At 65.3% G+C, this 25722-nt stretch carries 31 protein-coding genes and 1 other RNA gene; 20 read left to right on the plus strand and 12 right to left on the minus strand.

Going from position 1 to position 25722, the window contains the following annotated elements; genetic code table 11:
• Nucleotides 1–37 precede the first annotated feature (37 nt).
• From dnaK to hrcA, 3 genes are all read right to left on the minus strand, one after another.
• On the minus strand, nucleotides 38–1972 hold the full coding sequence (gene dnaK, locus WCE59_RS02190; RefSeq protein WP_343257052.1) for a molecular chaperone DnaK: 1935 nt from the start codon (nucleotides 1970–1972) through the stop codon (nucleotides 38–40).
• 135 nt (nucleotides 1973–2107) lie between these two features.
• Entirely contained in the window at nucleotides 2108–2644 is a 537-nt protein-coding gene (grpE, locus tag WCE59_RS02195) for a nucleotide exchange factor GrpE (RefSeq protein ID WP_343257053.1), read from the minus strand.
• A gap of 75 nt (nucleotides 2645–2719) precedes the next feature.
• Nucleotides 2720–3781 carry a heat-inducible transcriptional repressor HrcA gene (gene hrcA / locus WCE59_RS02200; RefSeq protein WP_343257054.1) on the minus strand — a complete coding sequence of 354 codons (1062 nt, stop codon included), beginning with the start codon at nucleotides 3779–3781 and terminating at the stop codon, nucleotides 2720–2722.
• A 79-nt stretch (nucleotides 3782–3860) separates the two neighbouring features.
• On the opposite strand from hrcA, the gene recN reads away from it, so the two are divergent.
• Nucleotides 3861–5522: a DNA repair protein RecN gene (gene recN, locus WCE59_RS02205; RefSeq protein ID WP_343257055.1), complete on the plus strand. Its 1662-nt coding sequence runs from the start codon at nucleotides 3861–3863 to the stop codon at nucleotides 5520–5522.
• 9 nt (nucleotides 5523–5531) lie between these two features.
• Here recN and fur read toward each other — a convergent pair whose 3' ends face one another.
• Entirely contained in the window at nucleotides 5532–5936 is a 405-nt protein-coding gene (fur, locus tag WCE59_RS02210) for a ferric iron uptake transcriptional regulator (RefSeq protein WP_343257056.1), read from the minus strand.
• A gap of 124 nt (nucleotides 5937–6060) precedes the next feature.
• Between fur and WCE59_RS02215 the strand changes: the two genes are divergently transcribed.
• A complete protein-coding gene (locus WCE59_RS02215) occupies nucleotides 6061–6447 on the plus strand; it encodes an outer membrane protein assembly factor BamE (RefSeq protein WP_343257057.1) in 387 nt (128 codons plus the stop codon).
• 54 nt (nucleotides 6448–6501) lie between these two features.
• Here WCE59_RS02215 and WCE59_RS02220 read toward each other — a convergent pair whose 3' ends face one another.
• Together WCE59_RS02220 and WCE59_RS02225 are read right to left on the minus strand one after the other, a co-directional pair.
• Nucleotides 6502–6786, minus strand: coding sequence for an RnfH family protein (locus tag WCE59_RS02220; protein WP_343257107.1), 285 nt, complete (start codon nucleotides 6784–6786; stop codon nucleotides 6502–6504).
• Nucleotides 6786–7235: a type II toxin-antitoxin system RatA family toxin gene (locus WCE59_RS02225; protein ID WP_343257058.1), complete on the minus strand. Its 450-nt coding sequence runs from the start codon at nucleotides 7233–7235 to the stop codon at nucleotides 6786–6788. The genes WCE59_RS02220 and WCE59_RS02225 overlap by 1 nt, the downstream gene beginning before the upstream one ends.
• A gap of 68 nt (nucleotides 7236–7303) precedes the next feature.
• Between WCE59_RS02225 and smpB the strand changes: the two genes are divergently transcribed.
• The 13 genes from smpB to WCE59_RS02290 all read left to right on the plus strand — a co-directional run bounded on the left by smpB (nucleotide 7304) and on the right by WCE59_RS02290 (nucleotide 17173).
• Nucleotides 7304–7798, plus strand: coding sequence for an SsrA-binding protein SmpB (gene smpB, locus WCE59_RS02230; protein ID WP_343257059.1), 495 nt, complete (start codon nucleotides 7304–7306; stop codon nucleotides 7796–7798).
• A gap of 104 nt (nucleotides 7799–7902) precedes the next feature.
• Nucleotides 7903–8255: a transfer-messenger RNA gene (ssrA, locus tag WCE59_RS02235) on the plus strand.
• A 188-nt stretch (nucleotides 8256–8443) separates the two neighbouring features.
• Complete coding sequence (locus WCE59_RS02240; protein ID WP_343257060.1) at nucleotides 8444–9697, plus strand: tyrosine-type recombinase/integrase; 1254 nt, start codon at nucleotides 8444–8446, stop codon at nucleotides 9695–9697.
• A 92-nt stretch (nucleotides 9698–9789) separates the two neighbouring features.
• Nucleotides 9790–10413, plus strand: a complete 624-nt coding sequence (locus WCE59_RS02245) for a hypothetical protein (protein ID WP_343257061.1) — start codon at nucleotides 9790–9792, stop codon at nucleotides 10411–10413.
• 78 nt (nucleotides 10414–10491) lie between these two features.
• Nucleotides 10492–10740, plus strand: a complete 249-nt coding sequence (locus WCE59_RS02250) for a helix-turn-helix transcriptional regulator (protein ID WP_343257062.1) — start codon at nucleotides 10492–10494, stop codon at nucleotides 10738–10740.
• A gap of 280 nt (nucleotides 10741–11020) precedes the next feature.
• Nucleotides 11021–11425, plus strand: coding sequence for a hypothetical protein (locus WCE59_RS02255; RefSeq protein ID WP_343257063.1), 405 nt, complete (start codon nucleotides 11021–11023; stop codon nucleotides 11423–11425).
• The gene (locus tag WCE59_RS02260; RefSeq protein WP_343257064.1) at nucleotides 11422–11715 is read left to right on the plus strand and encodes a hypothetical protein; all 294 of its coding nucleotides are present in this window, start codon (nucleotides 11422–11424) and stop codon (nucleotides 11713–11715) included. The genes WCE59_RS02255 and WCE59_RS02260 overlap by 4 nt, the downstream gene beginning before the upstream one ends.
• On the plus strand, nucleotides 11712–11993 hold the full coding sequence (locus tag WCE59_RS02265) for a hypothetical protein (protein WP_343257065.1): 282 nt from the start codon (nucleotides 11712–11714) through the stop codon (nucleotides 11991–11993). The genes WCE59_RS02260 and WCE59_RS02265 overlap by 4 nt, the downstream gene beginning before the upstream one ends.
• Nucleotides 11986–13569, plus strand: a complete 1584-nt coding sequence (locus WCE59_RS02270) for a hypothetical protein (RefSeq protein WP_343257066.1) — start codon at nucleotides 11986–11988, stop codon at nucleotides 13567–13569. The genes WCE59_RS02265 and WCE59_RS02270 overlap by 8 nt, the downstream gene beginning before the upstream one ends.
• 339 nt (nucleotides 13570–13908) lie before the next feature.
• Nucleotides 13909–14430 (plus strand): hypothetical protein, encoded by a 522-nt coding sequence (locus tag WCE59_RS02275; protein ID WP_343257067.1) that lies wholly within the window; start codon nucleotides 13909–13911, stop codon nucleotides 14428–14430.
• A complete protein-coding gene (locus WCE59_RS02280) occupies nucleotides 14417–14710 on the plus strand; it encodes a hypothetical protein (protein WP_343257068.1) in 294 nt (97 codons plus the stop codon). The genes WCE59_RS02275 and WCE59_RS02280 overlap by 14 nt, the downstream gene beginning before the upstream one ends.
• Nucleotides 14710–15084: a hypothetical protein gene (locus tag WCE59_RS02285; RefSeq protein ID WP_343257069.1), complete on the plus strand. Its 375-nt coding sequence runs from the start codon at nucleotides 14710–14712 to the stop codon at nucleotides 15082–15084. The genes WCE59_RS02280 and WCE59_RS02285 overlap by 1 nt, the downstream gene beginning before the upstream one ends.
• 49 nt (nucleotides 15085–15133) lie before the next feature.
• Nucleotides 15134–17173, plus strand: coding sequence for a ClpP-like prohead protease/major capsid protein fusion protein (locus tag WCE59_RS02290; RefSeq protein WP_343257070.1), 2040 nt, complete (start codon nucleotides 15134–15136; stop codon nucleotides 17171–17173).
• A gap of 474 nt (nucleotides 17174–17647) precedes the next feature.
• Here the strand turns inward: WCE59_RS02290 and WCE59_RS02295 are convergent, their stop codons facing one another.
• The 6 genes from WCE59_RS02295 to WCE59_RS02320 all read right to left on the minus strand — a co-directional run bounded on the left by WCE59_RS02295 (nucleotide 17648) and on the right by WCE59_RS02320 (nucleotide 21848).
• Nucleotides 17648–18325, minus strand: coding sequence for an OmpA family protein (locus tag WCE59_RS02295; protein ID WP_343257071.1), 678 nt, complete (start codon nucleotides 18323–18325; stop codon nucleotides 17648–17650).
• Between the two features lie 159 nt (nucleotides 18326–18484).
• Nucleotides 18485–19897: a replicative DNA helicase gene (locus tag WCE59_RS02300; protein WP_343257072.1), complete on the minus strand. Its 1413-nt coding sequence runs from the start codon at nucleotides 19895–19897 to the stop codon at nucleotides 18485–18487.
• Nucleotides 19898–20085: 188 nt separating this feature from the next.
• On the minus strand, nucleotides 20086–20544 hold the full coding sequence (rplI, locus tag WCE59_RS02305) for a 50S ribosomal protein L9 (RefSeq protein ID WP_343257073.1): 459 nt from the start codon (nucleotides 20542–20544) through the stop codon (nucleotides 20086–20088).
• Nucleotides 20545–20614: 70 nt separating this feature from the next.
• A complete protein-coding gene (gene rpsR / locus WCE59_RS02310) occupies nucleotides 20615–20845 on the minus strand; it encodes a 30S ribosomal protein S18 (protein WP_343257074.1) in 231 nt (76 codons plus the stop codon).
• 11 nt (nucleotides 20846–20856) lie between these two features.
• Nucleotides 20857–21327: a 30S ribosomal protein S6 gene (rpsF, locus tag WCE59_RS02315; RefSeq protein ID WP_343257075.1), complete on the minus strand. Its 471-nt coding sequence runs from the start codon at nucleotides 21325–21327 to the stop codon at nucleotides 20857–20859.
• Nucleotides 21328–21506: 179 nt separating this feature from the next.
• On the minus strand, nucleotides 21507–21848 hold the full coding sequence (locus WCE59_RS02320) for a HesB/IscA family protein (protein WP_343257076.1): 342 nt from the start codon (nucleotides 21846–21848) through the stop codon (nucleotides 21507–21509).
• Between the two features lie 76 nt (nucleotides 21849–21924).
• On the opposite strand from WCE59_RS02320, the gene asnS reads away from it, so the two are divergent.
• The 5 genes from asnS to nei are packed head-to-tail and all read left to right on the plus strand — an operon-like array spanning nucleotide 21925 to nucleotide 25614.
• A complete protein-coding gene (gene asnS, locus WCE59_RS02325) occupies nucleotides 21925–23325 on the plus strand; it encodes an asparagine--tRNA ligase (protein WP_343257077.1) in 1401 nt (466 codons plus the stop codon).
• 27 nt (nucleotides 23326–23352) lie between these two features.
• A complete protein-coding gene (locus tag WCE59_RS02330) occupies nucleotides 23353–23652 on the plus strand; it encodes a hypothetical protein (RefSeq protein WP_343257078.1) in 300 nt (99 codons plus the stop codon).
• A complete protein-coding gene (locus WCE59_RS02335) occupies nucleotides 23649–23975 on the plus strand; it encodes a hypothetical protein (protein ID WP_343257079.1) in 327 nt (108 codons plus the stop codon). The genes WCE59_RS02330 and WCE59_RS02335 overlap by 4 nt, the downstream gene beginning before the upstream one ends.
• A gap of 31 nt (nucleotides 23976–24006) precedes the next feature.
• Nucleotides 24007–24792 carry an SDR family oxidoreductase gene (locus WCE59_RS02340; protein ID WP_343257080.1) on the plus strand — a complete coding sequence of 262 codons (786 nt, stop codon included), beginning with the start codon at nucleotides 24007–24009 and terminating at the stop codon, nucleotides 24790–24792.
• Nucleotides 24793–24798: 6 nt separating this feature from the next.
• Nucleotides 24799–25614 carry an endonuclease VIII gene (nei, locus tag WCE59_RS02345; RefSeq protein WP_343257081.1) on the plus strand — a complete coding sequence of 272 codons (816 nt, stop codon included), beginning with the start codon at nucleotides 24799–24801 and terminating at the stop codon, nucleotides 25612–25614.
• Nucleotides 25615–25722 lie beyond the last annotated feature (108 nt).

Below are 25722 nucleotides of genomic sequence, written 5' to 3' on the forward strand. Positions count from 1 at the left end.
TCCACGGTTCCCGCCGCAGGGTAAAGGTGCGCGGGACTTACTTCTTCTCTTCGTCCTTTACGTCGTCCTTTACTTCGGTGAACTCGGCGTCGACCACGTCGTCAGCCGGTGCCTCACCGCCCTGCCCTTCAGCACCCGCCTCTCCAGCCTGACCGGCGGCGGCGGCCGCGGCGAACAGTGCCTGCGAAGCTTCCTCCAGCGCCTTGGTCTTGCCTTCGATCTGGGCCTTGTCATCACCCTTCATCGCGGTTTCAACTTCGGCGATCGCCGACTCCACCTGGCCAATCACCTCACCAGGCACCTTGTCGCCGCTGTCCTTGATCGCGGTGCGGGTGGTGTGCACCAGCGCATCGGCCTGGTTGCGGGCCTGCACCAGCTCCTGGAACTTGATGTCGTCCTCGCGATGCGCTTCGGCATCCTCGACCATCCGCTGGATTTCCTCATCCGACAGACCCGAGCCGGCCTTGATCTCGACCTTCTGCTCCTTGCCGGTCTTCTTGTCCTTGGCGGTCACGTGGACGATGCCGTTGGCGTCGATGTCGAACGACACCTCCACCTGCGGCATGCCGCGCGGCGCGGCGTCGATGCCGCTCAGGTCGAAGCGGGCCAGCGACTTGTTGTAGGCCGCCTGCTCGCGCTCACCCTGCAGCACGTGCACCGTCACCGCGGACTGGTTGTCCTCGGCGGTGGAGAAGGTCTGCGAGGCCTTGGTCGGCACGGTGGTGTTCTTCTCGATGATCTTGGTGAACACGCCGCCCAGGGTCTCGATGCCCAGGCTCAGCGGGGTCACATCCAGCAGCAGCACGTCCTTGACGTCGCCGGCCAGCACGCCGCCCTGCACCGCGGCACCCACGGCCACGGCCTCGTCCGGGTTCACGTCCTTGCGCGGTTCCTTGCCGAAGAACTCGGCCACGGCCTGCTGCACCTTCGGCATGCGGGTCTGGCCACCGACCAGGATCACTTCGCTGATTTCGCTCGCCCGCAGGCCAGCATCATTGAGCGCCACGCGGCACGGCTCGATCGACTTCTTCACCAGGTCTTCCACCAGCGCCTCGAGCTTGGCCCGGGTCAGCTTGATGTTCAGGTGCTTGGGACCGGAAGCGTCAGCGGTGACGTACGGCAGGTTCACTTCGGTCTGCTGCGAGGTCGAAAGCTCGATCTTGGCGCGCTCAGCGGCGTCCTTCAGGCGCTGCAGGGCCAGCGGATCCTTGCGCAGGTCGATGCCCTGGTCCTTCTGGAACTCTTCAACCAGGTAGTCGATGATCCGTGCGTCGAAATCCTCACCACCCAGGAAGGTGTCGCCGTTGGTGGCCAGCACTTCGAACTGCTTCTCACCGTCGATCTCCGCGATCTCGATGATCGACACGTCGAAGGTGCCGCCGCCCAGGTCGTATACGGCGATCTTGCGGTCGCCGCCGTCCTTGTCCAGGCCGTAGGCCAGTGCGGCCGCGGTCGGCTCGTTGATGATGCGCTTGACGTCCAGGCCCGCGATGCGGCCGGCGTCCTTGGTTGCCTGGCGCTGCGAGTCGTTGAAGTAGGCCGGTACGGTAATCACAGCCTCGGTGACCTTCTCGCCCAGGTAATCCTCGGCGGTCTTCTTCATCTTCTCCAGGGTGCGCGCGGAGACTTCCTGCGCCGACAGCTTCTTGCCATCGCTGGTCTGCACCCAGGCATCGCCGTTGTCATGCTCGACGATCTTGTAGGGCACCAGGCCGATGTCCTTCTGCACCTCGGCGTCCTTGAACTTGCGCCCGATCAGGCGCTTGACCGCGTAGAAGGTGTTATGCGGGTTGGTGACCGCCTGGCGCTTGGCCGAGGCACCCACCAGTACTTCGCCGTCTTTGGTGTAGGCGACGATGGAAGGCGTGGTGCGATCGCCCTCGCTGTTCTCGATGACCTTGGCCTTGCCGCCTTCCATGATCGCCACACACGAGTTGGTCGTGCCCAGGTCGATGCCGATGATCTTTGCCATGAATGTTCCCTCTGGATCCTGATGTTTAACTGGAGTGGGGCGGCAAGGCCGCCGATGCGCTTTATCTGGGGGCGGCTGGCCGGGCTTCAAGTCCGGCGCCGGCTTTCGCAGGCATGAACCTGCGCGCAAAAAGGCTTATGACGGCGCCACAACCACCATCGCCGGGCGCAGCAGGCGCTCGTTGAGCACGTAGCCCTTCTGGAACAGCTGCGCCACCGCGCCGGGCGGCACGCCTGCGACCGCAGCCACGCTCATGGCCTGGTGGTGTTCCGGATTGAACGCATCCCCGGGGGCCGGGGCCACCTCGGTCAGGCCGAAGCTGCCGGTGACCTTGATCAGCTGGCGCAGGGTCAGCTCCAGCCCGGGGCGCAGCGGATCTTCCGCGCCGGCGCTGGCCAGCCCGGCCTCCAGGCTGTCAAACACCTGCAGCATGTCGGCCAGCAGGCGCTCGTTGGCGAAGCGCCGGGCGGATTCGATCTCACGCGTCATGCGCTTGCGCTGGTTTTCCAGGTCGGCGCGCTCCAACAGCGTCTGGGCCTGCAGCTGTTCCAGCTCGGCCTTCAGCAGCTCAATCTGCTCCTGCAAGGAGCCGGTCTGCTCCTCGTCCTGCACCCGGCTGTCCTCACCCGGCCCAAGCCGGGAGTCGTTGTCCTGTTCGGATTCGTGGTTCATTTCTGGTCCCGTGGCGGTCGTTCTGCCGCCGCTGGCGGAGCAATGGGGTCCGCCAGCGAGGGATTCAAGCCCCGATCAGTCGCCGCGGGATCTTTCCAGCGCCGCCCCCAGCGCTCCAGCCGTGGCCTGCACCACCGGGATCACCCGGTCATAGGCCATCCGGGTGGGACCGATCGCGCCCAGCACGCCCAGCACCTGCCCGCCGGCGCCGTAGCTGGCGGTCACCAGCGACATGCCTTCCAGCGGCGCCAGCCCGGTTTCTTCGCCAATGAAGATGCCCAGTCCGGGCGCCCTGGCGGTGCGTTCGAGCAGCTGCAGGATCTCGCGTTTGCTTGAGAACGCCTCGAACAACTCCCTCAGCCGCTCCAGATCGGACAGGTCCTGCAGCCCGATGAGATGGCTCTGCCCGGTCACCACCATGTCCTCGTCGTCGCCGCTGAGCGCCTGTTCGGCCAGCTCGACGGTGTGCGCCAGCAGCGCCTCCATCTCGTTGCGGGCCGAGCGCATATCGCGCACCAGCGCAGCGCGGATATCGACCAACGACATCCCCGCGAAGTTGGCATTGAGGTAATTGGCCACGCGTTCCAGCTCACCGGCCTCCCAGATGCGACGGGTCCTTATCAGGCGGTTCTGCACTTCATGATCGGCAAAGACCAGGACCGCCATCACCCGCTGCGCGTCCACCGGAACGAAATCGATGTGGCGGAAGGCGAATTTCTCGCGTCGCGGCACACTCACCACGCCCACGAAGCGGGTCATGGCGGAGACCAGCTCCGACGCGCTGTCCAGCAGCGTCTGCGTTCCGGCGCCGGGGGCCAGTCCGCTGCGCAGCCTGGCCTGCTCGGCTTCCGGCAGCGGCTTGAGTTGCAACAACGAATCCACGAAAACCCGATAACCCTGCGCCGTGGGCACGCGCCCGGCCGAGGTGTGCGGCGCGCTGAGGAAACCGGCGTCCTCCAGGTCGGCCAGAATGTTGCGGATCGTGGCCGGGCTGACTTCCAGCCCCGAGTGCCGCGAAAGAGTCTGCGACCCCACCGGCTCACCATCGCGGATATGGCGCGCGATCAGAGTGCGCAGCAGCTGCCGGGAGCGCGGATCCAGGTCGTGTCCTGAGGTGGATTCATTGCGACGGCTCATGCTGCAACGATATACGGTCGCGACCGTGCGCACCCGGGGCTTGGCCGCGGGCCGCCCTGCACTGCACAATCAGGCCGCTATGCTGACCCATCTCTCAATCCGTGACTTCGCCGTTGCCAGCGCTACCGAAATGGAATTCGGACCCGGCCTGACGGTCATTTCCGGCGAAACCGGCGCCGGCAAATCGCTCCTGGTCGATGCACTCGGCTTCCTGTCCGGGCTGCGGGCGGACAGCGGCATGGTCCGCCACGGCGCCGCACGCGCGGAGCTGAGCGCCGGATTCGAGCTGGCCGATGCCCCGGGCGCGGATGCCTGGCTCAGGGCGCACGAATTCGACGATGGTGGCGTCTGCCAGCTGCGCCGCACCCTGCGCGCGGACGGTGGATCGCGGGCCTGGATCAACGGCCGCCCCGCAACCCTTTCGCAGCTGGCTGACCTGGCCTCGCACCTGGTCGAGATCCACGGCCAGCACGAACACCAGGCCCTGCTCTCCCGGGGCAGCCAGATGGCGCTGCTTGATGCCTACGGTCGCCATGCCGAACCCTTGAAGGCAGTGGCCCAGGCCGCACGCGCGTGGTCAACGCTTGAACGGGAGCGCGAGCAGCTCTCGGGCGCCGGTGACCCGGCCGAGCGCCAGGACTGGCTGCGCCACCAGATCAAGGAACTCCAGGCCGAGGCTCTGGAGGCGGACGCCATCGACGACCTGCAGGCCAGCCATCGACGGCTTGCCCACGCATCCGAATTGATCGAAGCCTGCGACAGCGCCCTTGGCCGAATCCGCGACGATGACGCCGTCTCCGGCCAGCTGCAGCGGGCCCGCACCGAACTGGCCCGGGTGCAACAGCACGAGCCCCGCCTGGCCGAAGTGGACGCGATGCTCGACTCGGCTGCCATCCAGCTGGATGAAGCAGCCGTCCAGCTGCAGATACTGCGCGACGATCTTGACGTAGACCCGGACGGCTACCAGGAACTCGAGCAGCGCCTGACCCGCCTGCACGACCTGGCCCGCAAGCACCGGGTCACCCCGGATGCCCTGGCCGTCACTCGTGATGCATTGATTGCCGAGCTGGACGCACTGGACCATGCCGATGAGCGGCTGCAGGTGCTGGACCAGGAAATCCAGGCCGCCGCGGATCGCTGGCGCAAGGCGGCTGCAACGCTGGGCCAGGCCCGGGCGGACGCGGCCAAAGCACTGGCCCGCGATACCACCGTCCTGATCAGCGAGCTGGGCATGGGCGGCGGACGCTTTGAAATCGCGCTTGAGCCACAGCCCACCGACCGTCCGGACCCGCAGGGCGCCGAACGCGTCGAATTCCTCGTGTCGGCCAACGCCGGTCAACCGCCCCGGCCGCTGCGCCGGGTGGCCTCGGGCGGCGAACTGTCGCGGATCTCACTGGCGATCGAAGTCGCGGCGCTGGGCCTGGATGCCGTGCCGACCATGGTCTTCGACGAAGTGGATTCGGGCATTGGCGGCGCGGTGGCCGGCATCGTCGGCCAGAAGCTGCGCGCGCTTGGCCGCAGCCGTCAGGTCCTGTGCGTGACCCACCTGCCCCAGGTGGCGGCCCAGGGCCATGCCCACTACCTGGTCAGCAAGTCGGAAAGCGAAGGCAGCACCGCAAGCGAGGCGCGCTTGCTGAACCACAAGCTGCGCCAGGAGGAACTGGCCAGGATGCTGGGCGGCGTGGAAGTAAGCCGCGAGGCCCGTGCAGCCGCCAGGCGACTGCTCGCCGACGTGGACTGACGTCGGCGCTTATTTCCGGCGGCGCACGTAGAGGACCAGCGAGTGGTCTTCGAGCACGTAGCCGTGGTCCTCGGCGATCTTGTGCTTCAGGCGCTCGATCTCCTCGTTCTCGAACTCGATGATCTTCCCGCTCTCCACGTCCACCATGTGGTGGTGATGGCCACCGCGGTCAAGCTCGTAGACCGCGTGCCCACCTTCGAAATTGTGTTTGAGCACCAGGCCGGCAGCTTCGAACTGGGTCAGCACCCGGTACACCGTGGCCAACCCGATCTCGTCCCCATCCTCCAGCAGCTGGCGATAGATTTCTTCGGCGTTGAGGTGGTGATGCGGGGTGCTGTGCTCAAGCACCTGAAGGATTCGCATGCGCGGATGGGTCACCTTCAACCCTGCCTTGCGCAGCTCCAGAGATTCCATCGATTCCTCCATCCAGAACAGTCGTGCGCGGATCCGATCACGCGCTGAATGCCTGCTGCAGGGCAAGGTCGCAGCAGGCCGGGTGAGTGTATCATCGGCGGATTCCAGACTTCCCGCTTGCCGCATGCGAAAGCTCATTGTTCCCATCCTCGCCGCCCTGCTTGTCACCGGCTGTGGCCTCACTTACCGCCAACCCATCTATCAGGGCAGCCTGCTGGACGAAGCCGCGGTTGAGCAGCTGCAGCCCGGCATGGGCAAGCAGCAGGTCATGATGCTGCTGGGCACGCCCTCCATCGCTGATCCGTTCCACCAGGATCGCTGGGACTACACCGCCAGCCAGCGCACCGGCCGACGTGGCAATGCCGAGATCAAGAACCTGACCGTGTGGTTCGAGAACAACGCCGTGGCGCGTTGGGAAGGCGAACACTTCCCCGAGCGTGACGCCGAGCTGGTGCAGGAAGTGCGGCGCTCGTTTGGCCACAACCTGCCGCGCGAGCGCAACCGCCGCTGATCCGCCGGCTATCGCGGCCGCCGTTCTGCGGCCGCAGCTCTATCCAGGCCCGCTCTATTCAAACCCGCCTTGGCGCGCCTGTCGCTCCCGGGCCCGGGTTGCGCGCAGGCGTCGCGCTTCCTTCGGATCGAGCTGCAGGGGTCGCAGCAGCTCCAGCCGGTCGCCGTCGCGCAGGGGCGCATCCGCCGCCACCCGTTCGCCATACACCGCGTAGCCGTCGATCCCTTCCAATGACAGGCCCGACGCTGCAGCCGCTTCTTCTGCAGCAGTGCCGACCGCGAGCGCCAGCTGCACCGAGCGGCACTCCCTTGGCAGCGCCAGCACCACCTCCACCTGGATCACTCCCCCTCCCCAACCTGATCCCCGGCTTCCCGGGCCACGCGGATGAAGTCATCCACCATCCGGTCCGCCAGCTTTTGCAGCCCGAAGGTCACCGGCGCCAGCAGCAGGCGCGACTGCGGCTCGAAATCCAGCGTCAATTCCACCCGACAGGCCGACTCGTCCAACGCATGAAAGCGCCAGCGCCCCTGCAGCTTCCGGAACGGACCATCGCGCAGCTGCATGTCGATCCGGTGTGGACGCTCAAGCGTGTTTTCGGTGGTGAACCAGGTGCGGAACGAGCCGAGTCCCAGCTCCAGCTTGGCCACCATGCGGCCCTCGCCATCCTCGATCACCTGGGCATCCTCGCACCACGAAAACCGGCGCGGATAGGCTTTAACGTCATTGACCAGGGTGAACATCCGCGTGGCGGAGTGTTCCACCAGGGCGCTGCGTTGGATCTTTGGCATGGACGATTCCGGAGCTGATTCGATCACAGGCATGTCATTGCATGCCCGCATCGGAGACAATTGGCCGCATGGGCAAGAAAGCAGTCAAGGATAAGGCAAAAGGTGGTGGCACCATTGCGCTCAACAAGCGCGCACGCCACGACTACCATCTGCAGGAGCGCGTCGAGGCCGGGCTCGCGCTGCAGGGTTGGGAGCTGAAATCGATCCGCGCCGGACGCGCCAACATCACCGAATCGTACGCGGTGATCCGCAATGGCGAGCTGTTCCTGTTCGGCGCCCAGATCACGCCGTTGATTTCCGCATCCAGCCACACCGTCGCCGATCCCATGCGCACCCGTAAGCTGTTGCTGCACCGGCGCGAGATCGACCAGCTCATCGGCCAGGTCGAGCGCGATGGCTACACGCTCGTCCCGACCGCCCTGTACTGGAAGGGCAATAAAGTCAAAGCCGAGCTTGCCCTCGCACTGGGCAAGCAGAAGCACGACAAGCGCGACGCCGAGCGCGACCGCGACTGGAACCGCGAGAAGCAGCGCGCCATGCGCCGCCACAACCGCGACGCCTGATACCACGTACGGCTGGTGAATCCCTGCTGCACAGCTTTGGCCCGAACCTTGTTTACCCGGCCGCTGCCCCTATACTGTGCGGTGTCAGCGTGAACGTTTTTCCCGGGGGTGCATTGGCTTCGACGGGGGATGCGAAATCACCTGGTGCATGCCGAGGGGGCGGCTTTCCTCGTAAATCCAGCAGCAAACTTCTAGTTGCCAACGACGACAACTACGCTCTCGCCGCTTAAGGCGTAAGCCCCGAACCCACTTGTGCCTGTGCTCGTGGATGTAGGGTCATTATCACAGGAACCAGCCGTGGAGGTTGCCTGTCTTCCGCGGTTGAACTGACAGGCTGGTTCCCTGATGCGCTTTGCACGTCGTGCTGTCAGGGGGCAAGATCCAACGGCGAGCTAAGCATGTAGTACCGGGGATGGAGTACCTTCGGACGCGGGTTCGATTCCCGCCACCTCCACCATTTGAAGATCAGAAAAGCCCGCAAACGCGGGCTTTTTTGTTTCTAAATGCCTGAAAATACAGGGCCTTCCGCCTCGCACCCGTTCCAGCGGGTTCCAGTCGGTTCCAGTGGAACCCTGCCCTTGTTGACGGTACCTTTGACGGTAACCCGACCAAAGTTCGTTCCTGTTACCGCTAGGAGCTACCGTCATGCGCCTGACCGACGCGACCATCCGAAAAGCCAAGCCCGGATGGAACCCGCTAAAAAAGGAAGCTGTTGATCCGACGAAGCCCTTCAAGCTGGCCGACGGCAACGGCTTATATCTGCTGTTCCGCCCGAACGGCGGTAGGTGGTGGCGCTGGGATTACCGCCGCCCGATCACCGGCAAACGCAACACGCTGAGCCTGGGGACCTACCCCGATACCGGGCTCGCTGACGCGCGCGAACGCCTGGCAGCGGCCCGCAAGCTCCTCGCCGCGGGCGTCGATCCTGCCGAAAACCGGAAAGCCGAAAGAGCCGCAGGCATGGAGCGTGCCGGCAACAGCTTCGAGGTCATCGCCTTGGAGTGGCTGGACAAGCAGACCTGGGTTCCTACCTACAGCAGCAAGGTCACCGCCTGGATGGACAAGGACGTTTTCCCATGGATCGGCGGCCAGCCAGTGGCCGAATTGACCGCGCCGGACTTTCTACGCATCGCCCGCCGCATCGAAGAGCGCGGCGCCATTGAATCGGCCCATCGCATCCTGCAGAACTGCGGCCAGGTGATGCGCTACGCGATCGCCACCGGCCGGGCGGAGCGCAACCCCGTCGCGGACCTGCGCGGCGCCCTCGCCTCGCCACCTGAGCGGCACCATGCGGCAATCACGGATCCGCGGGAGATCGGCGGCTTGCTTCGGGCGATCGACGGATACAGCGGCAACATGGTGACGCGCAGCGCGCTGCGCCTGGCGCCTCTGGTGTTTGTCCGCCCTGGCGAGCTACGGCATGCCGAGTGGGAGCATATCGACCTGGCGGCGGCGGAGTGGAACATTCCAGCGGAGCGCATGAAGAGTCGGCAACCGCACCTGGTGCCGTTGTCCCGCCAGGCGGTGGCCATCCTGTCCGAACTGCAGCCGCTCACCGGGCGCCGGCAGTACGTGTTCCCCGGCGGCCGCAGCCCGAAGCGGCCGATGAGCGACAACGCGATCAACGCGGCGCTGCGGCGCATGGGATTCGACACTGACACGATGACCGGCCACGGCTTCCGCGCGATGGCGCGCACCGTGCTGGATGAGGTGTTGCACTTCCGGCCCGACTACATCGAGCACCAGCTCGCACACGCGGTGCGCGACCCCAACGGCAGGGCCTACAACCGCACCGCGCACCTGGCAGAACGCCGCAAGATGATGCAGGCATGGGCCGATTACCTGGACCGTCTGCGCGCTGAGGATCCCAAGGTGGTGCAGTTCAAGCGCACCGCCTGACCGTACACGTCGCGGCTAGGCCGGCCAGCCGAACACGGGGCACCTTCCCCCGCTGCCGCGACGTTCCTTTGAAGGGCGCGGAGGTGCGCGCGGTGTCACGATCGAAGAGCAAGAAGGGAAAACCGGAGCTTCCAAGCCTTGAGCGCCGCTACGATTACCGCTCCAAGCGGCGTGACACGCCGGAGGGCTCCGCGCTTGAAGCGCTGGACGGTGACAAGCAAATGATTGCGAGGCTGGGGCTGTTTGGCGCCCTGATCATGCGCGACGCCAGCGAGAACGGTGGGAATCTTGAGCGCTATGCGTGGTGGTTAGCAGCCATCCTTGATGACATCGCGATCGGCAAATCTCCTAATGAAGCCTTCGGCTGGGAAGGTCGAGCTGGCCGTTACAAACTGCATAACGGCGAGGCCTGGAGCACACTGAAAAAGGCGTACGAGGTGGCTAGTTTGGTGGATCGTTTCACCGCCGGCACGACAGGCAAGCACTTTGACGAAGTCATAGACCATGCTGCGGCCCTCTGGGGAGTGCCTCCTGCCGACTGCCGTTCCGCGGTCACCAGTTGCGCCCCGTCCTCGAGCCCGCTGAGCAAGACAAAAGCAGAAGGCATTGCGCTCGATATGGTCGCGGCGTACGGAGCGAGCGGGCACCAGGGCATCGCTCGCGACACGGCGGACGGCTACTACAGGGACCTCATAAGTTCAAGGGGTAACGACTAAAAGTCGTTCCCCTTTGTTCGCGCAAGGCGCGAGCGACACAGTGCATCCGCAACGACACATTGCGCGGAGTGCATGTAGATGCAAACGAATATTTCCCCGCCGCCGCTCAAATCGGGCGACCGGCTGTTAGACCTGAGCGAGCTGAAACGGGTCTATCCCAAGAGCACGAGCGGAATCTACGCAGAGATTCGGGCGGGGAAGTTTCCCGCTCCCGTCCGCATTGGCCCGAACCGTGTCGCATGGATCGAGCGGCTGGTGCTAGACCACATCAACCGCGTCATCGGCGCTGCCAACGATGTGCCGGCCACATCGTCGCCCCGCGCTTGACACCCCTATCACGATGGCCTCAATATCGAAGCGTTGCCGCAACTTCGGCAACCGGGATTGGCGTCCCGAATCACAAGGCGCGCAAGCGCCCATCCAAGATGCAGGCGCTTTTTTCATGCCCGCATTGCGGGCGCACACGCACGTTCGCAGTTCATGGCGGGCGATGCGGGAGGGCCTTCGGGCCCGCCGGTGCCTTGTGCCGGTACGCCAATCCCGTGTCGTCCGCCACCCTCTGCGCAATGCAGGGGCGGCGGTCATCCAACACCACGGAGACCGCACCATGACTGAGCAATCCCCCCTTCCCACTACCGCCATCCTGCGTGAAGCAAGGCAGCTCGCAGCCCTCACCAGCATCATCCAGGACGAGTTTGGCGACAGCACGATTGAGAGCCGCGAATCCGAGCTGGTCGGCTTGGCCAATGACCTGGCCGCAAGCATCCATGAACGTTTCCAGAAGGGCCCTACCGACGGGACAGCCGGGGCCGCATACGGGGCCAGTGGCAAGGCGGCTGCGGTCATCAGTTCGATCGTCCATGCCATTGCCTGCGCGGCGCTGGCGACCGACGAAGATGAGCGCTTCGCGCTGGCCAACCGCATTGGTTGGCTACAGCTCAGCGCTGGCGAGCTGGCGGAGAAGCTGGCGAGCCTCGTCGAGCAGCTTTGCGCGGAAGGGGCTGCGGCATGAATGCAAAAGAGGTAGTTCATTGCATCTGTTTTGATGACCGCGGCATCGGCATCAAGTTCGACACCGGCATTGAAAGCCGCGGCGAGATGATCCGCCACGCCCATGCGCTGAACTCATCCGTGGGTCAGGTGGCCATGACCGCCCGCCTTGTTGCGGAAGGCAATGGCGATGATTTGGACCCATGCCAGCAAGCGAACCAGGTGCACGGCTTGATGACCGCTGTCGAGGTGATGAGCAGCCTTGTTGAGGCGTTGCTCGAACAGGCTTCCGGCCAGGAGAGCGACCAATGACCGGACCCCGTAAGGAACTGAGGCTGGCCGACATGCGTGGTAAGCCCATGACCGCCGCTTGGTATCAGTACCTTTTCGGCGTGAGAGGCACGATGCGGCTGCTGATGAGCGCGCATCAACGCGCGGCGAGAGAGTGCAAGAACCGGACTAGGTCTGCCAAGGAGCAGGATGAGGTGGCCCAGCGCCTGGCGACTGCCTCCATGGAGCATCTAGACCTGGTGCTGCACACCATGGAGATGAGCGGCGGCTGGCAGCGGGTGGATGAATCCGATGAGTGAAGCACCGTCAAAGGAAAGCGCCCGCAAGCGAGCGGCGCGCAAAAAAATGACGGTCATCGACGGCAGCGGAACGGTGCCGGAGGAAGCAGCAAACGATGCCTTGCAAATCAGTCTGTATGACGCCGAAGGCCGGAAGCGGCCGCAAGCAGATGTCCTTCTGGAGATCGGCCGGCGACACAAGCTGTTCCGTGATCCAGGCGGCGACACTTACGCGCAGCTGATGCATGGCGGTCACATGGAGGTGCACGCTGTCGAGTCAAAGGGATACCGCGAACACTTGGCAGCGGAGTATTACGGCATCGCGGCGAAAGGCTGCAGCCGCAACGCGATGGTCGACGCGATCGACACATTGTCCGCTCAGGCGCGCTTTGCTGGCGACCTGCGAACGGTGTGGCTGCGGACCGCTCAGGACGAAGATGCACTGGTCATTGACCGCGGCGACCCGGAGTGGTCGGAGATCCATGTGGACGCGCTTGGCTGGGAAGTAAAGCAAGGCGGCGACGTGGCCTTCCGGAGAGCGCACCGCATGAAGCCGCTACCGCTTCCGGATGAGACGGTCGCTCCGGCGGAAGGGTTCGCCCGGCTCTGGAAGTACGCCAACGTCGCCCCTGCGGACCGGGTGCTTGTAGCCGCTTTCATCCTTGGCGCTTTCAAGCCGCGAGGGCCCTACCCCTTGCTGATGGTCTCCGGCGAGCAAGGCACCGGTAAGTCCACGTTCTCGCGCCTGCTGAAACGCCTGATTGATCCATCCGCGGCGCCCCTTCGCCAGCCACCGAAGGAACCACGGGACGTGCTGGTTGCTGCCATCAATACTTGGCTACTGTGCCTGGATAACCTGTCGTGGCTCCCACCGGAGCTGAGCGACACGCTCTGCCGAATCTCCACCGGCGGCGCTATCAGCGAACGCACCTTGTTCTCCAACCTCGACGAAACACTGGTCGAAGTGCAGCGCCCCGTTGTGATGAACGGTATCGAGGAGCTGGCCACCCGGCCCGACTTGGCGCAGCGTGGCATCCATGTAGAGCTGGAGCCCGTGCAGCGCGTGTTGCCCGAGGCAAAGCTGTTGCGCGACTTCGACGCCGATGCACCGGCGATCTTTGGCGCAATCCTTTCGGCGCTGGGTACCTGCGTGGCCACGCACGAGCACGTCAAGCTGGACCCCATGCCACGCATGGCGGACTTCGCCCAATGGGCGGCGGCTGGCATGACGACCCTTGGCTTCAAGACCAGCGACTTCCTGGCGGCTTACCGTGCGAATCAGGATGCCGGCCTGCAGCAAGGCTTGGACAGCTCGCCAGTGGGCCGCGCGGTTGTGGAGTTCATGGCGGCGCGCACTGAATGGCGCGGCACTGCAAGCGAGTTGCTCGCCAGTCTCCGCGACCTCGCCGACGCCAACGACCAACGCAGCCGGCAGTGGCCGAAGGTGCCCCGCGCCCTGTCCGCAACTCTCACCAGGCTGGGCCCGGCGCTTAGGTCGGCAGGGATTGCCCGCGAGTACAACCGGACTTCAGCGGCGCGAGAGATTCGCTTACTCCGCCAGGCGGCGGCGAAACAGGAAAGCGAGACCAACCAATGAAAAACAAACCCTTTAAGAATTTATCGTCATTTGCGTCATTGCGTCATTTAGCTAGGCAGGACAAGGGATTCTCTGAATTCTCTTGCGTCATCGTTGCGTCACGCTGCGTCATCCATGACCCAAAGATGACGGTGAATGTCGCAAACGATTCCGAAGATTCCTCAATGCTTTCAGATAGTTGTACGCAAATGACGGACATGACGGAAATTCCGGCCCATAGCCATACGCCACCCCCGCCAAGGTACTCCTGGAGTCGTGGCACATGCGGGTGGCAGAGCCGCAAAGACCGTGTAGATAGTGGCCCTGAACTTTGGTTCCGGTTCCGGTTCCCAGGCTGACATGGCCACTGACTCCACACGTTCAGGCCACGGCTCCGGGCAGTCGTCAACCCTGCCCTTCGACCCCGCAGACCTGGTGAAGATGCGGGTAACCCCTGCCCGGTTCGCGACCATGTGCAGCGTCAGCCGGCAGGCGGTGTCGAAGTGGATCAAAAAGGGTTGGGTCACGCTGGGGCCGGACGGCCTGTTGGATCCAGCGATAGCGACCAGGCAATACCTGGACCACGTAGACCCCGCCCGCATGCAAGCCCGCATATTGAAGGGGGCCACTGCCACGCATGCCGAATTACGCGCGCGGATTCAGTCGCTGGAGGCCGCAGCGGCGAATGCGGTGCCGAAAGAAGAGCTGGCGAAGCGGCTCGATAGGTTGGTGGCCATGATCATCGACGCGTTCGATTTCGGGCCGGTCCACCCCGACGAAGCTCGGACCATGCTCTCTTCAATGGCCATCAGATATGTCATGGAGCCAGCTCAAAACGATTCGCGTGATACAGATCAGGAGACCCTTGATGAAGAGGATTAACGCCCGTCTGCCCCGACTGCCAGACCCGACATTTTTTCGCGACCCGGAACGCACTGTGGCGACCAGCGATGGCGGCGCCCTGGTGTCGTATGACCCGGAGACCCGCGCGGGATTTCTGTACGTGGTAGCGGAGCGGTTGTGGTCGATATCCGCGCCGATCGACTTCCCAATGTTCGCCGCCTTGCTGAACGCCTCCGGTCACAGTCTCCCGGCCACGCCGGAGGTACGCGCCTGGGTGGATCGTTGCCTGGCCGGCACCGCGGATACCTTGGTGCATTGATGCGCGCCACCTTCCCCGACCAGCTCGGCCGCTTCCGTGCCCATGCGCAAGCCGGGCGGCCGCTGCCGCTTGACCTTGCGGAGTGGGTCGAAGCGCGACTGGTGTCGCAGGTCTATGCCGACTATCAGCGAGCACGCCGTGATGAACTGCTGCGGCGTGCCGGCCAGATCGCCGGCGGGTCCGTTGCCAACCAGGTCGAAGCAATCGAGCGCGAAGCTGCCGCGCTAGAGCGGTGCTGGCACCGATACAGCTGCGCTGATCCGGAGCCTGGCACGTTGCGCGGGGCGGTACACCGGGCGCGCCTGGTGATGGCTATCCCCAAGCGGCGCCGCCTCTTCACCATCCTGGGTGCGCAGGTGCAATCGGTCGAGTAGCGATTGCAGTGGATCATGCGGACAGTGGAGGCGAACCAGGAGGGTTTGCATGCCACGACACCAATCCACCCCTGTGATGCAACTGCGCCAGCGCCCCAACGCTTCCGCTGAGCTGCTGATCTATGGCGACATCGGGGACTCATTCGCCGTCGAATCGGTCACCGGCGCCGCAGTCGCGCGACAGCTGGCCTCGCTTCCAGATGAGGTCTCGGAAATCAATGTTCACCTGAATAGCTGCGGCGGCTCGGTGGCCGATGGTCTGGCGATATACAACGGCCTGCGGCGGCATCCTGCGCGCAAGATCGTGACGGTCGACGGGATCGCCGCGAGCATCGCGAGCGTGATCGCCATGGCCGGTGACGAGGTGCGGATGCCGCCGGCCTCGCTGATGATGATCCACGCGCCCTGGACGCAATCGGCCGGCGGCAACGCCGCTGAGCTGCGCGGGTTCGCGACACAGCTCGACGCGTGGGCGGCGACCATGGCGGAAGCCTATGCGAGCAAGTCCGGCCGTCCGGTCGCAGAAATGCGGGCCTTGCTGGATGACGGCGAAGACCACTGGTTCACTGCCGAAGAGGCAGTCGACGCCGGATTTGCAGACCTGGTCGAAACCGCTGCCAACGAGCCGGCCGAGTTCCCGATTGCGGCCTCGCTTCGCGACGCCCTCCCCCGTTTCATCAACCGCGCGCCAGCCCGCATCGCGGCAAGCCTGCGCGCGCTCGCTTCCGGAGAAACTTTCATGCCTGACAACGCGCCTTCCCCGTCCGCCGCTTCGCAAGTCTCCGCCGCGCAGCGTGCCGAAGTCATCGCCGCCGAGCGCCACCGCGTGCAACAGATCCGCGCCACGGTGCGCTCAAATCCCAGTGACCAGGTGATGGCCCGCCTGGCCGAACAGTGCATCGATGAAGGCACCTCCTTCGAGGTCTTCGGACAGCGGGCGCTGGAAGTGCTCGCCGCCGGACGCGAACCCCTCAATGCTCCGGCTGGCGCGCTGGCCAACCCCACGCAGAGCGGCGCGGACTTCATCGGCGCCGCTGCCGACGCCCTGGTGGCGCGTGCCGGCGTCCAGATCGCCAAGCCGCACGCGGCGATGCGCGACTTCATGACCATGGACACCGGCGAGCTGGCGCGCGCATGCCTGCGCCGTTCCGGCAAGGATTACCGCCAGCTCGACCGCGTGGGCGCCATCCGCGCCGCAATGACGACCTCGGACTTCCCGACCATCCTCGGCAATGCGCTCGGCAAGTCGCTGCGGCAGGGCTTCGAAGAGGATCCGCAGAGCCATTCGCTGTGGACCCGGCGCAGCCTGGTCGAAGACTTCAAGTCCCAGACGCGCGCCCTGCTGAGTTCCGCACCCGACCTGCTGTTCATCCCGGAGGGCGGCGAGTACAAGCACGGCGCGCTCGACGAAGACGCCGCGCAGTTTGCAGTCGCCAAGTACGGGGTACAGATCCGACTCACCTGGGAAGCCCTGGTAAACGATGACCTCGGCGCGTTCGTCCGCATCCCGCAGGCGATGGGGGCGGCGGCACGGCGCAAGGAGGCGGACCTGGTCTATGGCCTGTTTGCCGCCAATGATGGCGATGGCCCGACCATGCAGGACGGCGCGGCGCTGTTCCATGCCGACCACGCGAACCTGACGGCGCAGGTCGACGGCCTCGACGCGGTATCGCTGTCACTGGCCCGCACTCTGCTGCGCAGGCAGAAGGCCAAAGGCGGCGGCGTGCTGAACCTGCAGCCGCGCTTCCTCATCGTGCCGGCGGAGCTGGAGATGGCGGCAGAGCAGCTGCTGCTGGCCAGCACGCGCGGCCTGGCGACCGGCGCCGATGCCGCCATGACCGCCGGCTGGGTTGGCGGCCTGCAGCTGGTGGTCGAGCCTCGGCTGGAGCCGGACGCCTTCTACGTGGCCGCATCGCCGAACCAGATCGACACACTGGAGGTGGCCGGCCTGCAGGCGGATAACGGCGTGCCGCAGGTGGAAGAGCAGAACGAATTCGACCGCGACGTGAAAGCCTGGAAGGTGCGCCACGTGGTCACCGCAGCCTTCACCGATTGGCGCGGCATCGTGAAGGTTCCGGTCGAAGCCTGACCGGTCGTCACTTCCACTTTGTGGAGGTGACATCTCCCGAAACATCCGGCTGCCTGATGGCGGCCGGAGCGTGGGGCAGGCACCTCACGTGTGGTGGCTCCGCTTCGCCACCTCGACCAGCCGGCGGTGTCGACAAAAACACCGGCAGTGCAGGCGTCGGGTCCTCCGCGTGACTGCACCAGCGCCCCGCTCCCCCTGGCGGGGCGCTGTCTTTTGCGGGCTTCGGCACCTACGAACGGTAGGTTTGGCGGTAACAGAGATAATCGAATTGCGTTATCTCTCGCATATTCAATGGGTTATGGCGCTATGTGTAGGGACGCCACCCCACCAATCATCTGAGCAATCAGCGAAAAGGCCACCTTCTTCAAGGTGGCCTTTTTCGTTTCAGCGCCGGGGATTGACCCGGCGTCCGCCACAAATGGACAGGGCTGCATCGCAGCAGCCTTGTCGTTTTACCAGCGTGACAGCAGGGAATCAGCCCTGGATCGGAACCAGGGTGATTTCCACGCGGCGGTTCTGCGCGCGGCCGGCTTCGGTGCTGTTGTCGGCGATCGGTCGGGTCAGGCCCGCACCAACAGTGATCATCCGCTGCTGGTTCACGCCCTGCCCGGCCATGTAGTTGGCCACTGACTGGGCACGACGCTCGGACAGCTGCTGGTTGTAGGCGGCGGCGCCGACGTTGTCGGTATGACCGGCCACTTCGATGATGGTCTGGTCATATTCGCGCAGCGTGCCGGCCAGGTTGTTCAGCACCGGATAGAACTGCGCCTGCACGTCGTCGCGGTCGAAACCGAAGGTGATCGCGCCCGGCATGTTCAGGGTGATGTTGTCGCCATCGCGGTGCACATCCACGCCGGTACCGGCCATCTGGCGGCGCAGCTCGGCTTCCTGGCGGTCCTGGTAGACGCCTACCGCACCACCGGCCAGCGCGCCTGCGCCGGCGCCGATCATGGCGTGCTGGCGGCGCTCGGTGGCATCAGAGCCGCTGAGCAGACCGGCCACTGCACCAATGCCCGCGCCTACGAGAGCGCCGGTGCGGGTACGGTTGGGATCGTTGGGATCTGTCGTCTGGCCGGTATAGGTGGCACAGCCGCCCAGCATCAGGGCTCCCGCCAGCGCCGCGCTCAGGCCTGCAGTTGCGAGTTTGCTCATTATTTTGCTCCTTGGGAAAGTGGTTCTCGGGATGCGGTGACCCCACGTGGCGCAGGTACACGTACAACCCGATGCGCGAATCCTACCCAGTCGCCCGTGCTCTTCGGGTGACAGGCCCGGCCGCAGTCCACTCCCATTCAGCTTGCTGTACGCGCCCGTTCAGGATTCGAAACTGCCGACCGAATCGTGGGCCAGATTGTCGAAGCGCGTGTATTCACCGAAAAATTTGAGCTTGAATGACCCGGTGGGCCCGTTTCGCTGTTTGCCGATGATGATCTCGGCCAGTCCCTTGTCCGGCGAGTTTTCCTTGTTGTAGTACTCATCGCGGTAAATGAAGATGATGATGTCCGCGTCCTGCTCGATGGCGCCCGACTCACGCAGGTCGGCCATGATCGGGCGCTTGTCGGTGCGCGACTCCAGTCCGCGGTTGAGCTGGGACAAGGCAATCACCGGCAGGTTCAGCTCCTTGGCCAGGGCTTTGAGCGAGCGCGAGATCTCGGAGATTTCGGTGGCCCGATTCTCGTTGTTGCCGGGCACCGCCATCAGCTGCAGGTAGTCGATCACGATCAGGCCCAGGTCGTGTTCGCGCTTGAGCCGGCGGGCCTTGGCACGCAGCACGTCGGGCGACAGCGCCGGGGTGTCGTCGATGAAGATCTTCGACTCCTTGAGCATGCGGATCGCGCTGGTCACCCGGCTCCAGTCCTCGTCCTCGAGCTGGCCGGTCCGCAGTCGCGTCGCGTTGACCCGCCCGTTGGATGAAATCAAACGCAGGGCGAGCTGGCTGGCGGACATCTCCATCGAGAACACCGCCACCGCCTTCTTGGTCTTCAGCGCCGCGTACTCGGCGATGTTGAGCGCGAGGGTGGTCTTGCCCATGGCCGGGCGAGCCGCGAGGATCAGCAGGTCGGTGTTCTGGAGACCGGCGGTCATCTCGTCGAATTCATCGTAGCCGGTGGGCAGCCCGGTGATTCCTTCGCCGCTGGCGAAACGGGTCTGCAGGATATCGAAGGCTTCGGCCATGGCCTGGTTGACCGGAGTGAAGTCCGCGCGGCCCCGCGCACCGGCTTCGGCGATGGCGAAAACCTGCTGCTCGGCCTTGGCCAGGATCTCATCACTCTCCCGCCCTTCGGGCTGGAAGCCGTCATTGACGATCCCCGTCCCCACCTCGATCAGCTGCCGCAGCACCGCCTTGTCGCGGACGATTTCCGCATAGGCCTTGATGTTGGCGGCCGAGGCCGTGGTGTTGGCCAGCTCCACCAGATAGGCGCCGCCGGCCACCTCCCCTGCCAGGCCCTGGGAATCGAACCACTCGCCAAGGGTGACGGCATCGAATGGCCGGTCGCGCTCAGCCAGCTCACGGATTGCCCGGTAGATCAGCCGATGGTCGCGGCGGTAGAAATCCTCCACCACCAGCAGGTCCACGACCCGGTCGAAGGCGTCGGGCGCCAGCATCAGTCCACCCAGCACTGCCTGCTCGGCCTCGATCGACTGGGGCGGCACACGCAGCTGGTCGATGCGACCCTCGCCGCGCGGCTCCTGGGAGAAAGAATGACGCTCTGGACGGACTGGCATGTGCGATGGAACTCCTCGAAATAAGCAGTCACCCGGGCCGGGGCGGCTGCATGTCAGTCATCGTAGGGCCTCATCCTGTGGATCCGCTACGGGGCAAGCTGTGGATAAGTCCGGATTCATGTGCGCCCGGCAAAAAAAACGGGCGCCCCGTAGGACGCCCGTTTGATCAACTGCGCGGGCGCAGTGAATCAGACAGCCGATTCGGGCTCGATCACCACCTTGACGGTGGTTTCGACGTCGGCGTGCAGATGCACCACGACCTCGTTCTCGCCGATCAGGCGGAACGGGCCTTCACCCATCACCACCTCGGACTTCTCGAACTCGACCCCAAGCTGGGCGGTCAGGGCGTCGGCGATATCGCGCGGGCCAATCGAACCATACAGCTTGCCTTCCGGCGAAGCGTTGGCGCGGATGGACAGGGTCACATCCTCCAGCTTTGCCAGGCGGGCGAACGCCTCTTCGTGGGTGGCCTTGGCCTTGGCTTCGTACTCGGCGCGCTTGGTCTCGAACTCGGCCAGGTTGGCGGCGGTTGCCGGCACGGCCTTGCCCTGCGGGACCAGGTAGTTGCGGCCGTAGCCGGGCTTCACGGAAACCTTGTCGCCAAGGTCGCCGAGCTTGGCGATTTTCTGCAGCAGAATGACTTGCATTGAATTGCTCCCAATTCGTTAGCGACGCGGAAGCCGCGCCGCAACGGGTTCGCTGTCCGAAGGGACTCGATCAGACGTTGTGGTTGTCGGTGTACGGAATCAGGGCCAGGTAGCGCGCGCGCTTGACCGCGGTGGCCAGCTGGCGCTGGTACTTCGACTTGGTGCCGGTGATCCGGGCCGGGACGATCTTGCCGGTCTCGGTGATGTTCTGGCGCAGGGTGTTGAGATCCTTGTAATCGATCTCGACCACGCCCTCGGCGGTGAACTTGCAGAACTTGCGGCGGCGGAAGAACTTGGACATGGGTGTGCTCCTCAGGCGGACTTGTCGTCGGACGTGTCGTCGGCGCTGTCGTCGCCGTCTTCATCATCCGCGTCATCAGACTTGGTGTCGGTATCGGCTTCGTCGTCACGGCGGCGGCGTTCGCCACGCTCCGGTCGGTCGGTGCCACGATCGCCCTTGTCGTCCTTGTTCTTCATGATCAGCGACTGCTCGGTGACCGCCTCTTCGCGACGGATCACCATGTGGCGCAGGATCGCGTCATTGAAGCGGAAGGTCTCGACCAGCTCGTCGAGCACGGCCTGGCCGCATTCCACGTTGATCAGCACGTAATGGGCCTTGACCAGGTTGTCGATCGGATAGGCCAGCTGGCGGCGGCCCCAATCTTCCAGACGATGGATCTTGCCCTCACCGCCCTCGATGAGGGTGGTGTAGCGCTCGATCATCGCCGGCACCTGCTCGCTCTGGTCCGGATGGACCAGGAACACGATTTCATAGTGACGCATGCGTTTTTCCTTTCGGTTATCGGCCCCGAGCACAGCCCGCCAGGCCAGACAGCCCCCCGACGCCCGGTGTGGACGCGGTGGAGCAAGCACCCGCCCCGGGCCAATGCCAGGGCGAGCCGCACATTATGACGGATTTCCAGGCCGGATTACTACCCGCCCGGTGAAGGAAACGATTGGCCTCAGGCCATGCGCTCGGCGTCGGTGGTGAAGCTCTCGCCGCAGCCACATGCGCCGGCGGATTTGGGGTTCTCGAAAGTGAACTGCTCGTTCAACCCCTGGCGGGAGAAATCGATCCGGGTGCCGGCCACCAGCGGGAAGCTGTCGGCATCGATATAGATGCGCACGTCGTCCTGCTCGATGACCTGATCACCGTCGCGCTGCTCATGGGCAAGGTCAACCACGTAGCCCCAGCCGGAACAGCCGGTCCGCTCCACCCCGAAGCGCATGCCAAGGGCAGCCGGGTTGGAAGCGAGGAAACGCTGGACCCTGTCCAGGGCGGCGGAAGATAGCTTGATGGTCATGGCTCGATTCTACCTTTTCGGGCTCCGGTACACTTGCCGCCTTGTTCATCTGTTCATCAAATCCGGAATTCAAGGCATGACGACGGTCAGCGTGGCGCAGGCGCTTGCGGGCAAAGTCCCCGAGGGCGGCGAGGTGACGGTTCGCGGCTGGGTACGCACCCGGCGCGACTCCAAGGCGGGTCTGAGCTTCATCAATATCAGTGACGGCTCGGGCTTTGCCCCGATCCAGGTGGTGGCCCCGCAGTCACTGTCCAACTACGACACGGAAGTGCGGCGGCTGAGCGCCGGCTGCTCGGTGATTGCCCGCGGCACCCTGGTGCCTTCGCAGGGCAAGGGCCAGAGCTTCGAGATCCAGGCCGAAGCGGTGGAAGTGGTCGGCTGGGTGGATGATCCGGAAACGTATCCGATCCAGCCCAAGGCCCATTCGCTGGAATTCCTGCGCGAGGTCGCCCATCTGCGCCCGCGTACCAATCTGTTCGGCGCGGTGACCCGGATCCGCCACTGTCTGGCCCAGGCCGCGCACCGGTATTTCCACGAAAACGGCTATTTCTGGGTCAACACCCCGATCATCACCACCTCCGACGCCGAAGGCGCCGGGCAGATGTTCCGCGTCTCCACGCTGGACATGGCCAACCTGCCGATGGGCAAGGACGGCAAGGTGGACTTCGGCCGCGACTTCTTCGGCCAGGAAACCTTCCTCACGGTGTCCGGCCAGCTCAACGTCGAGGCGTTCGCGCTGGCGATGAGCAAGGTGTACACCTTCGGCCCGACCTTCCGCGCCGAAAACAGCCACACCACCCGCCATCTGGCCGAGTTCTGGATGATCGAGCCGGAGATCGCCTTCGCCGACCTGGCCGAGATCGCGCGGGTGTCGGAGGAGTTCCTCAAGTATCTGTTCCGCGCGGTGCTGGATGAGCGCGGCGACGACATGGCCTTCATTGCCGAGCGCGTGCAGAAGGATGCGGTGACCCGCCTGGAGGGCTTCGTCAACGCGCCCTTCGAGCGCATTGAATATGACGAGGCCATCAAGCTGCTCCGCGATTCGGGCCACAAGTTCGATTTCCCGGTGGAATGGGGCCTGGATCTGCAGACCGAACACGAGCGCTGGCTGACCGAAGTACACGTTGGCCGGCCGGTGGTGGTGACCAACTACCCGGAGCAGATCAAAGCTTTCTACATGCGCCTGAACGACGATGGCCGCACCGTGGCCGCGCTGGACGTGCTGGCACCGGGCATCGGCGAGATCATCGGCGGCAGCCAGCGCGAGGAACGGCTGGACATGCTGGACGCGCGCATGGACCAGATGGGTCTGGATCGCGAGCGCTACGACTGGTACCGCGATTTCCGCCGCTACGGTACGGTGCCGCATGCCGGCTTTGGCCTCGGTTTCGAGCGGCTGGTGGTGTACGTGTGCGGACTGTCCAACATCCGCGATGCCATCCCCTACCCGCGCGCCCCCGGCCACGCCGAATTCTGACCGGACGCTGCCTGAGTACGGATCCCGATGCCCCTGTTTCTCGCCCTGTGTTTTCTCGGTGTCACGATCGGCGGTCTGACCGCCTTCGTGATCTTCTGGCCGCTGTCGCTGGTGCACCTGCGCGACCGCCATCCGGCGCTGCGCGAGCAACTGGGCGAAGGCGCCTTCCTGAAACCTTCGGCGCTGCGCTGGCTGCTGTCCGGTGAATACCGGCAGTCGCCGGATCGCGACTTCACCGGTCTGGCGACGCCCGCACGCATCGCGTTGTTCACAACGCTGTTCGGGATCGTCTCGACCGCCGTTTCACTGTACTGGGCCCTGGCATGATCATCCCGCGCGACCCCGCTTCTCCCTCCTACACCGAATGGTGGCTGGCCACGCTGGGCCGCACCATTGTCTGGGCCCGCCTGCGGGTGCGCGAAGCCGGCACCGCCGAGGTCTTCGACAGCGACGGCAATACCCTGGCCTATGACAGCGAAGACACCGCCCGCGCCGCCCTGATGGACGCCGAATTCGTGGGCTGGGACGGCCTGGATGAAGACGATGCGCTGGCGCGCGGCTTCAGCCTGTCCGAACTGGCCCCGCCCCGGGGCGAGACCGACGACTCCCTGCGCCCGAAGATGATCCACAAGCTTGGCGCCCGCGCCTGATGACTTTCCCGTATTGCACAGGAGCCACCGCATGGACCTGAATCTCTCCGGCCGTCACGCCCTGGTCTGTGGCGCGTCGGAAGGCATCGGCCGCGCCACGGCGGAGGAACTGGCCGAACTTGGCGCCACCGTCACCGTGCTGTCGCGGCGCGAAAGCGTGCTGCGCGAAGTGGTTTCCGGACTGGCCGGTGGGGCCGATCGCGGCCACGCCGTGGCGGTGGCCGACACCAGCGATACTGCTGGGCTGGCTCGGGCCGCTGCGGCGGTAGTGGCGCGCAGCCCGGTCCACATCCTGGTCAACAACACCGGCGGCCCACCGGGGGGCCCGCTGCACGCGGCTGATCTGCAGGCGTTCGAAGACGGCTTCCGCCGCCACGTGCTCGCCAACCAGGTGCTGCTGCAGGCCGTGCTGCCGGGCATGCGCGCGGCCGGCTGGGGCCGGATCATCAACGTGATCTCCACCTCGGTGCGCGAGCCGATCCCCGGGCTGGGCGTGTCCAACACCATCCGCGGCGCGGTGGCTTCCTGGGCCAAGACCCTGGCCGGTGAACTGGCCGCCGACGGCATCACCGTCAACAACGTGCTGCCCGGCTTCACCGAAACCGGCCGCATCGCCCAGATCGTCCGCGACCGCACCGCCCGCGAGGGCCGCAGCGAGGCCGAGGTGCGTGACGCCATGCAGGCGCAGGTGCCGGCGGGACGCTTCGCCAACCCGAACGAGACCGGCGGCGTGATCGCCTTCCTGTGCTCGCCCGCCGCAGCCTACGTCAACGGCGTCAGCCTGGCCGTGGACGGGGGTCGCACCCGCTCGATCTGACCTGCGATGCCCGAAGGTCCTGAAATACGACGCACTGCCGACCGCCTGGCCGAGGCCGTTGTGGGCCGGCCGCTGGTCCGCGCGCAGTTTGCGTTTCCCCAGCTCAAGCGCTTCGAGACAGACCTGGCAGGTCGCCGGATCCTGTCGATCACCGCACGCGGCAAGGCCCTGCTGACCCGCTTCGATCACGGCTGGACCATGTACAGCCACAACCAGCTCTACGGGGTGTGGAAGATCGCCGGCGCGGGCGAGCGTCCGGAAACCAGCCGCTCACTGCGCGTGGCGCTGGAGACCGCGGACACCGCCCTCCTGCTGTATTCGGCCTCGGACGTAACGATGTGGCCGGATGATGAAGTGGAATCACACCCGTTCCTGCGCGGCTTGGGGCCGGACATATTGGATCCGGATGTTGACGTTGCCACCGTAGCTGCCCGGCTGCAGATGCCCTCCTTCCGCGGCCGCTCACTCGGCAGCCTGCTGCTTGATCAGCGCTTTTTGGCCGGCATGGGCAATTACCTGCGCGCCGAAGTGCTGTTTGCGGCCGGGCTGCATCCCAAACGCCGACCGAAGGACCTCTCTGCCGAGCCGATCACTCGACTGGCACGGGTCCTGCTGGATATCCCCCGCCTGAGCTATTCCACCCGCGGCATCCACCAGGCCGATGGCATGCGCAGCGACTATCTGGCTGACACGGCGGACGGCTTTCGTTTCCAGGTCTTCGCCCGCGCCGGCCAGCCCTGCCCCGCCTGCGGCACTCCGATTGAACGGACCATGGTGGGCTCGCGCCGCCTCTACCTCTGCCCCTCCTGCCAACCCGTGTAGGAGCGGGGGGGGGGGGGGGGGGGGGGGGGGGGGGGGGGGGGGGGGGGGGGGGGGGGGGGGGGGGGGGGGGGGGGGGGGGAGGGGGGGGGGGGGGGGGGGGGGGGGGGG

This window comes from Luteimonas qiangzhengi, from assembly GCF_039548515.1.
Classification (GTDB): domain Bacteria; phylum Pseudomonadota; class Gammaproteobacteria; order Xanthomonadales; family Xanthomonadaceae; genus Luteimonas.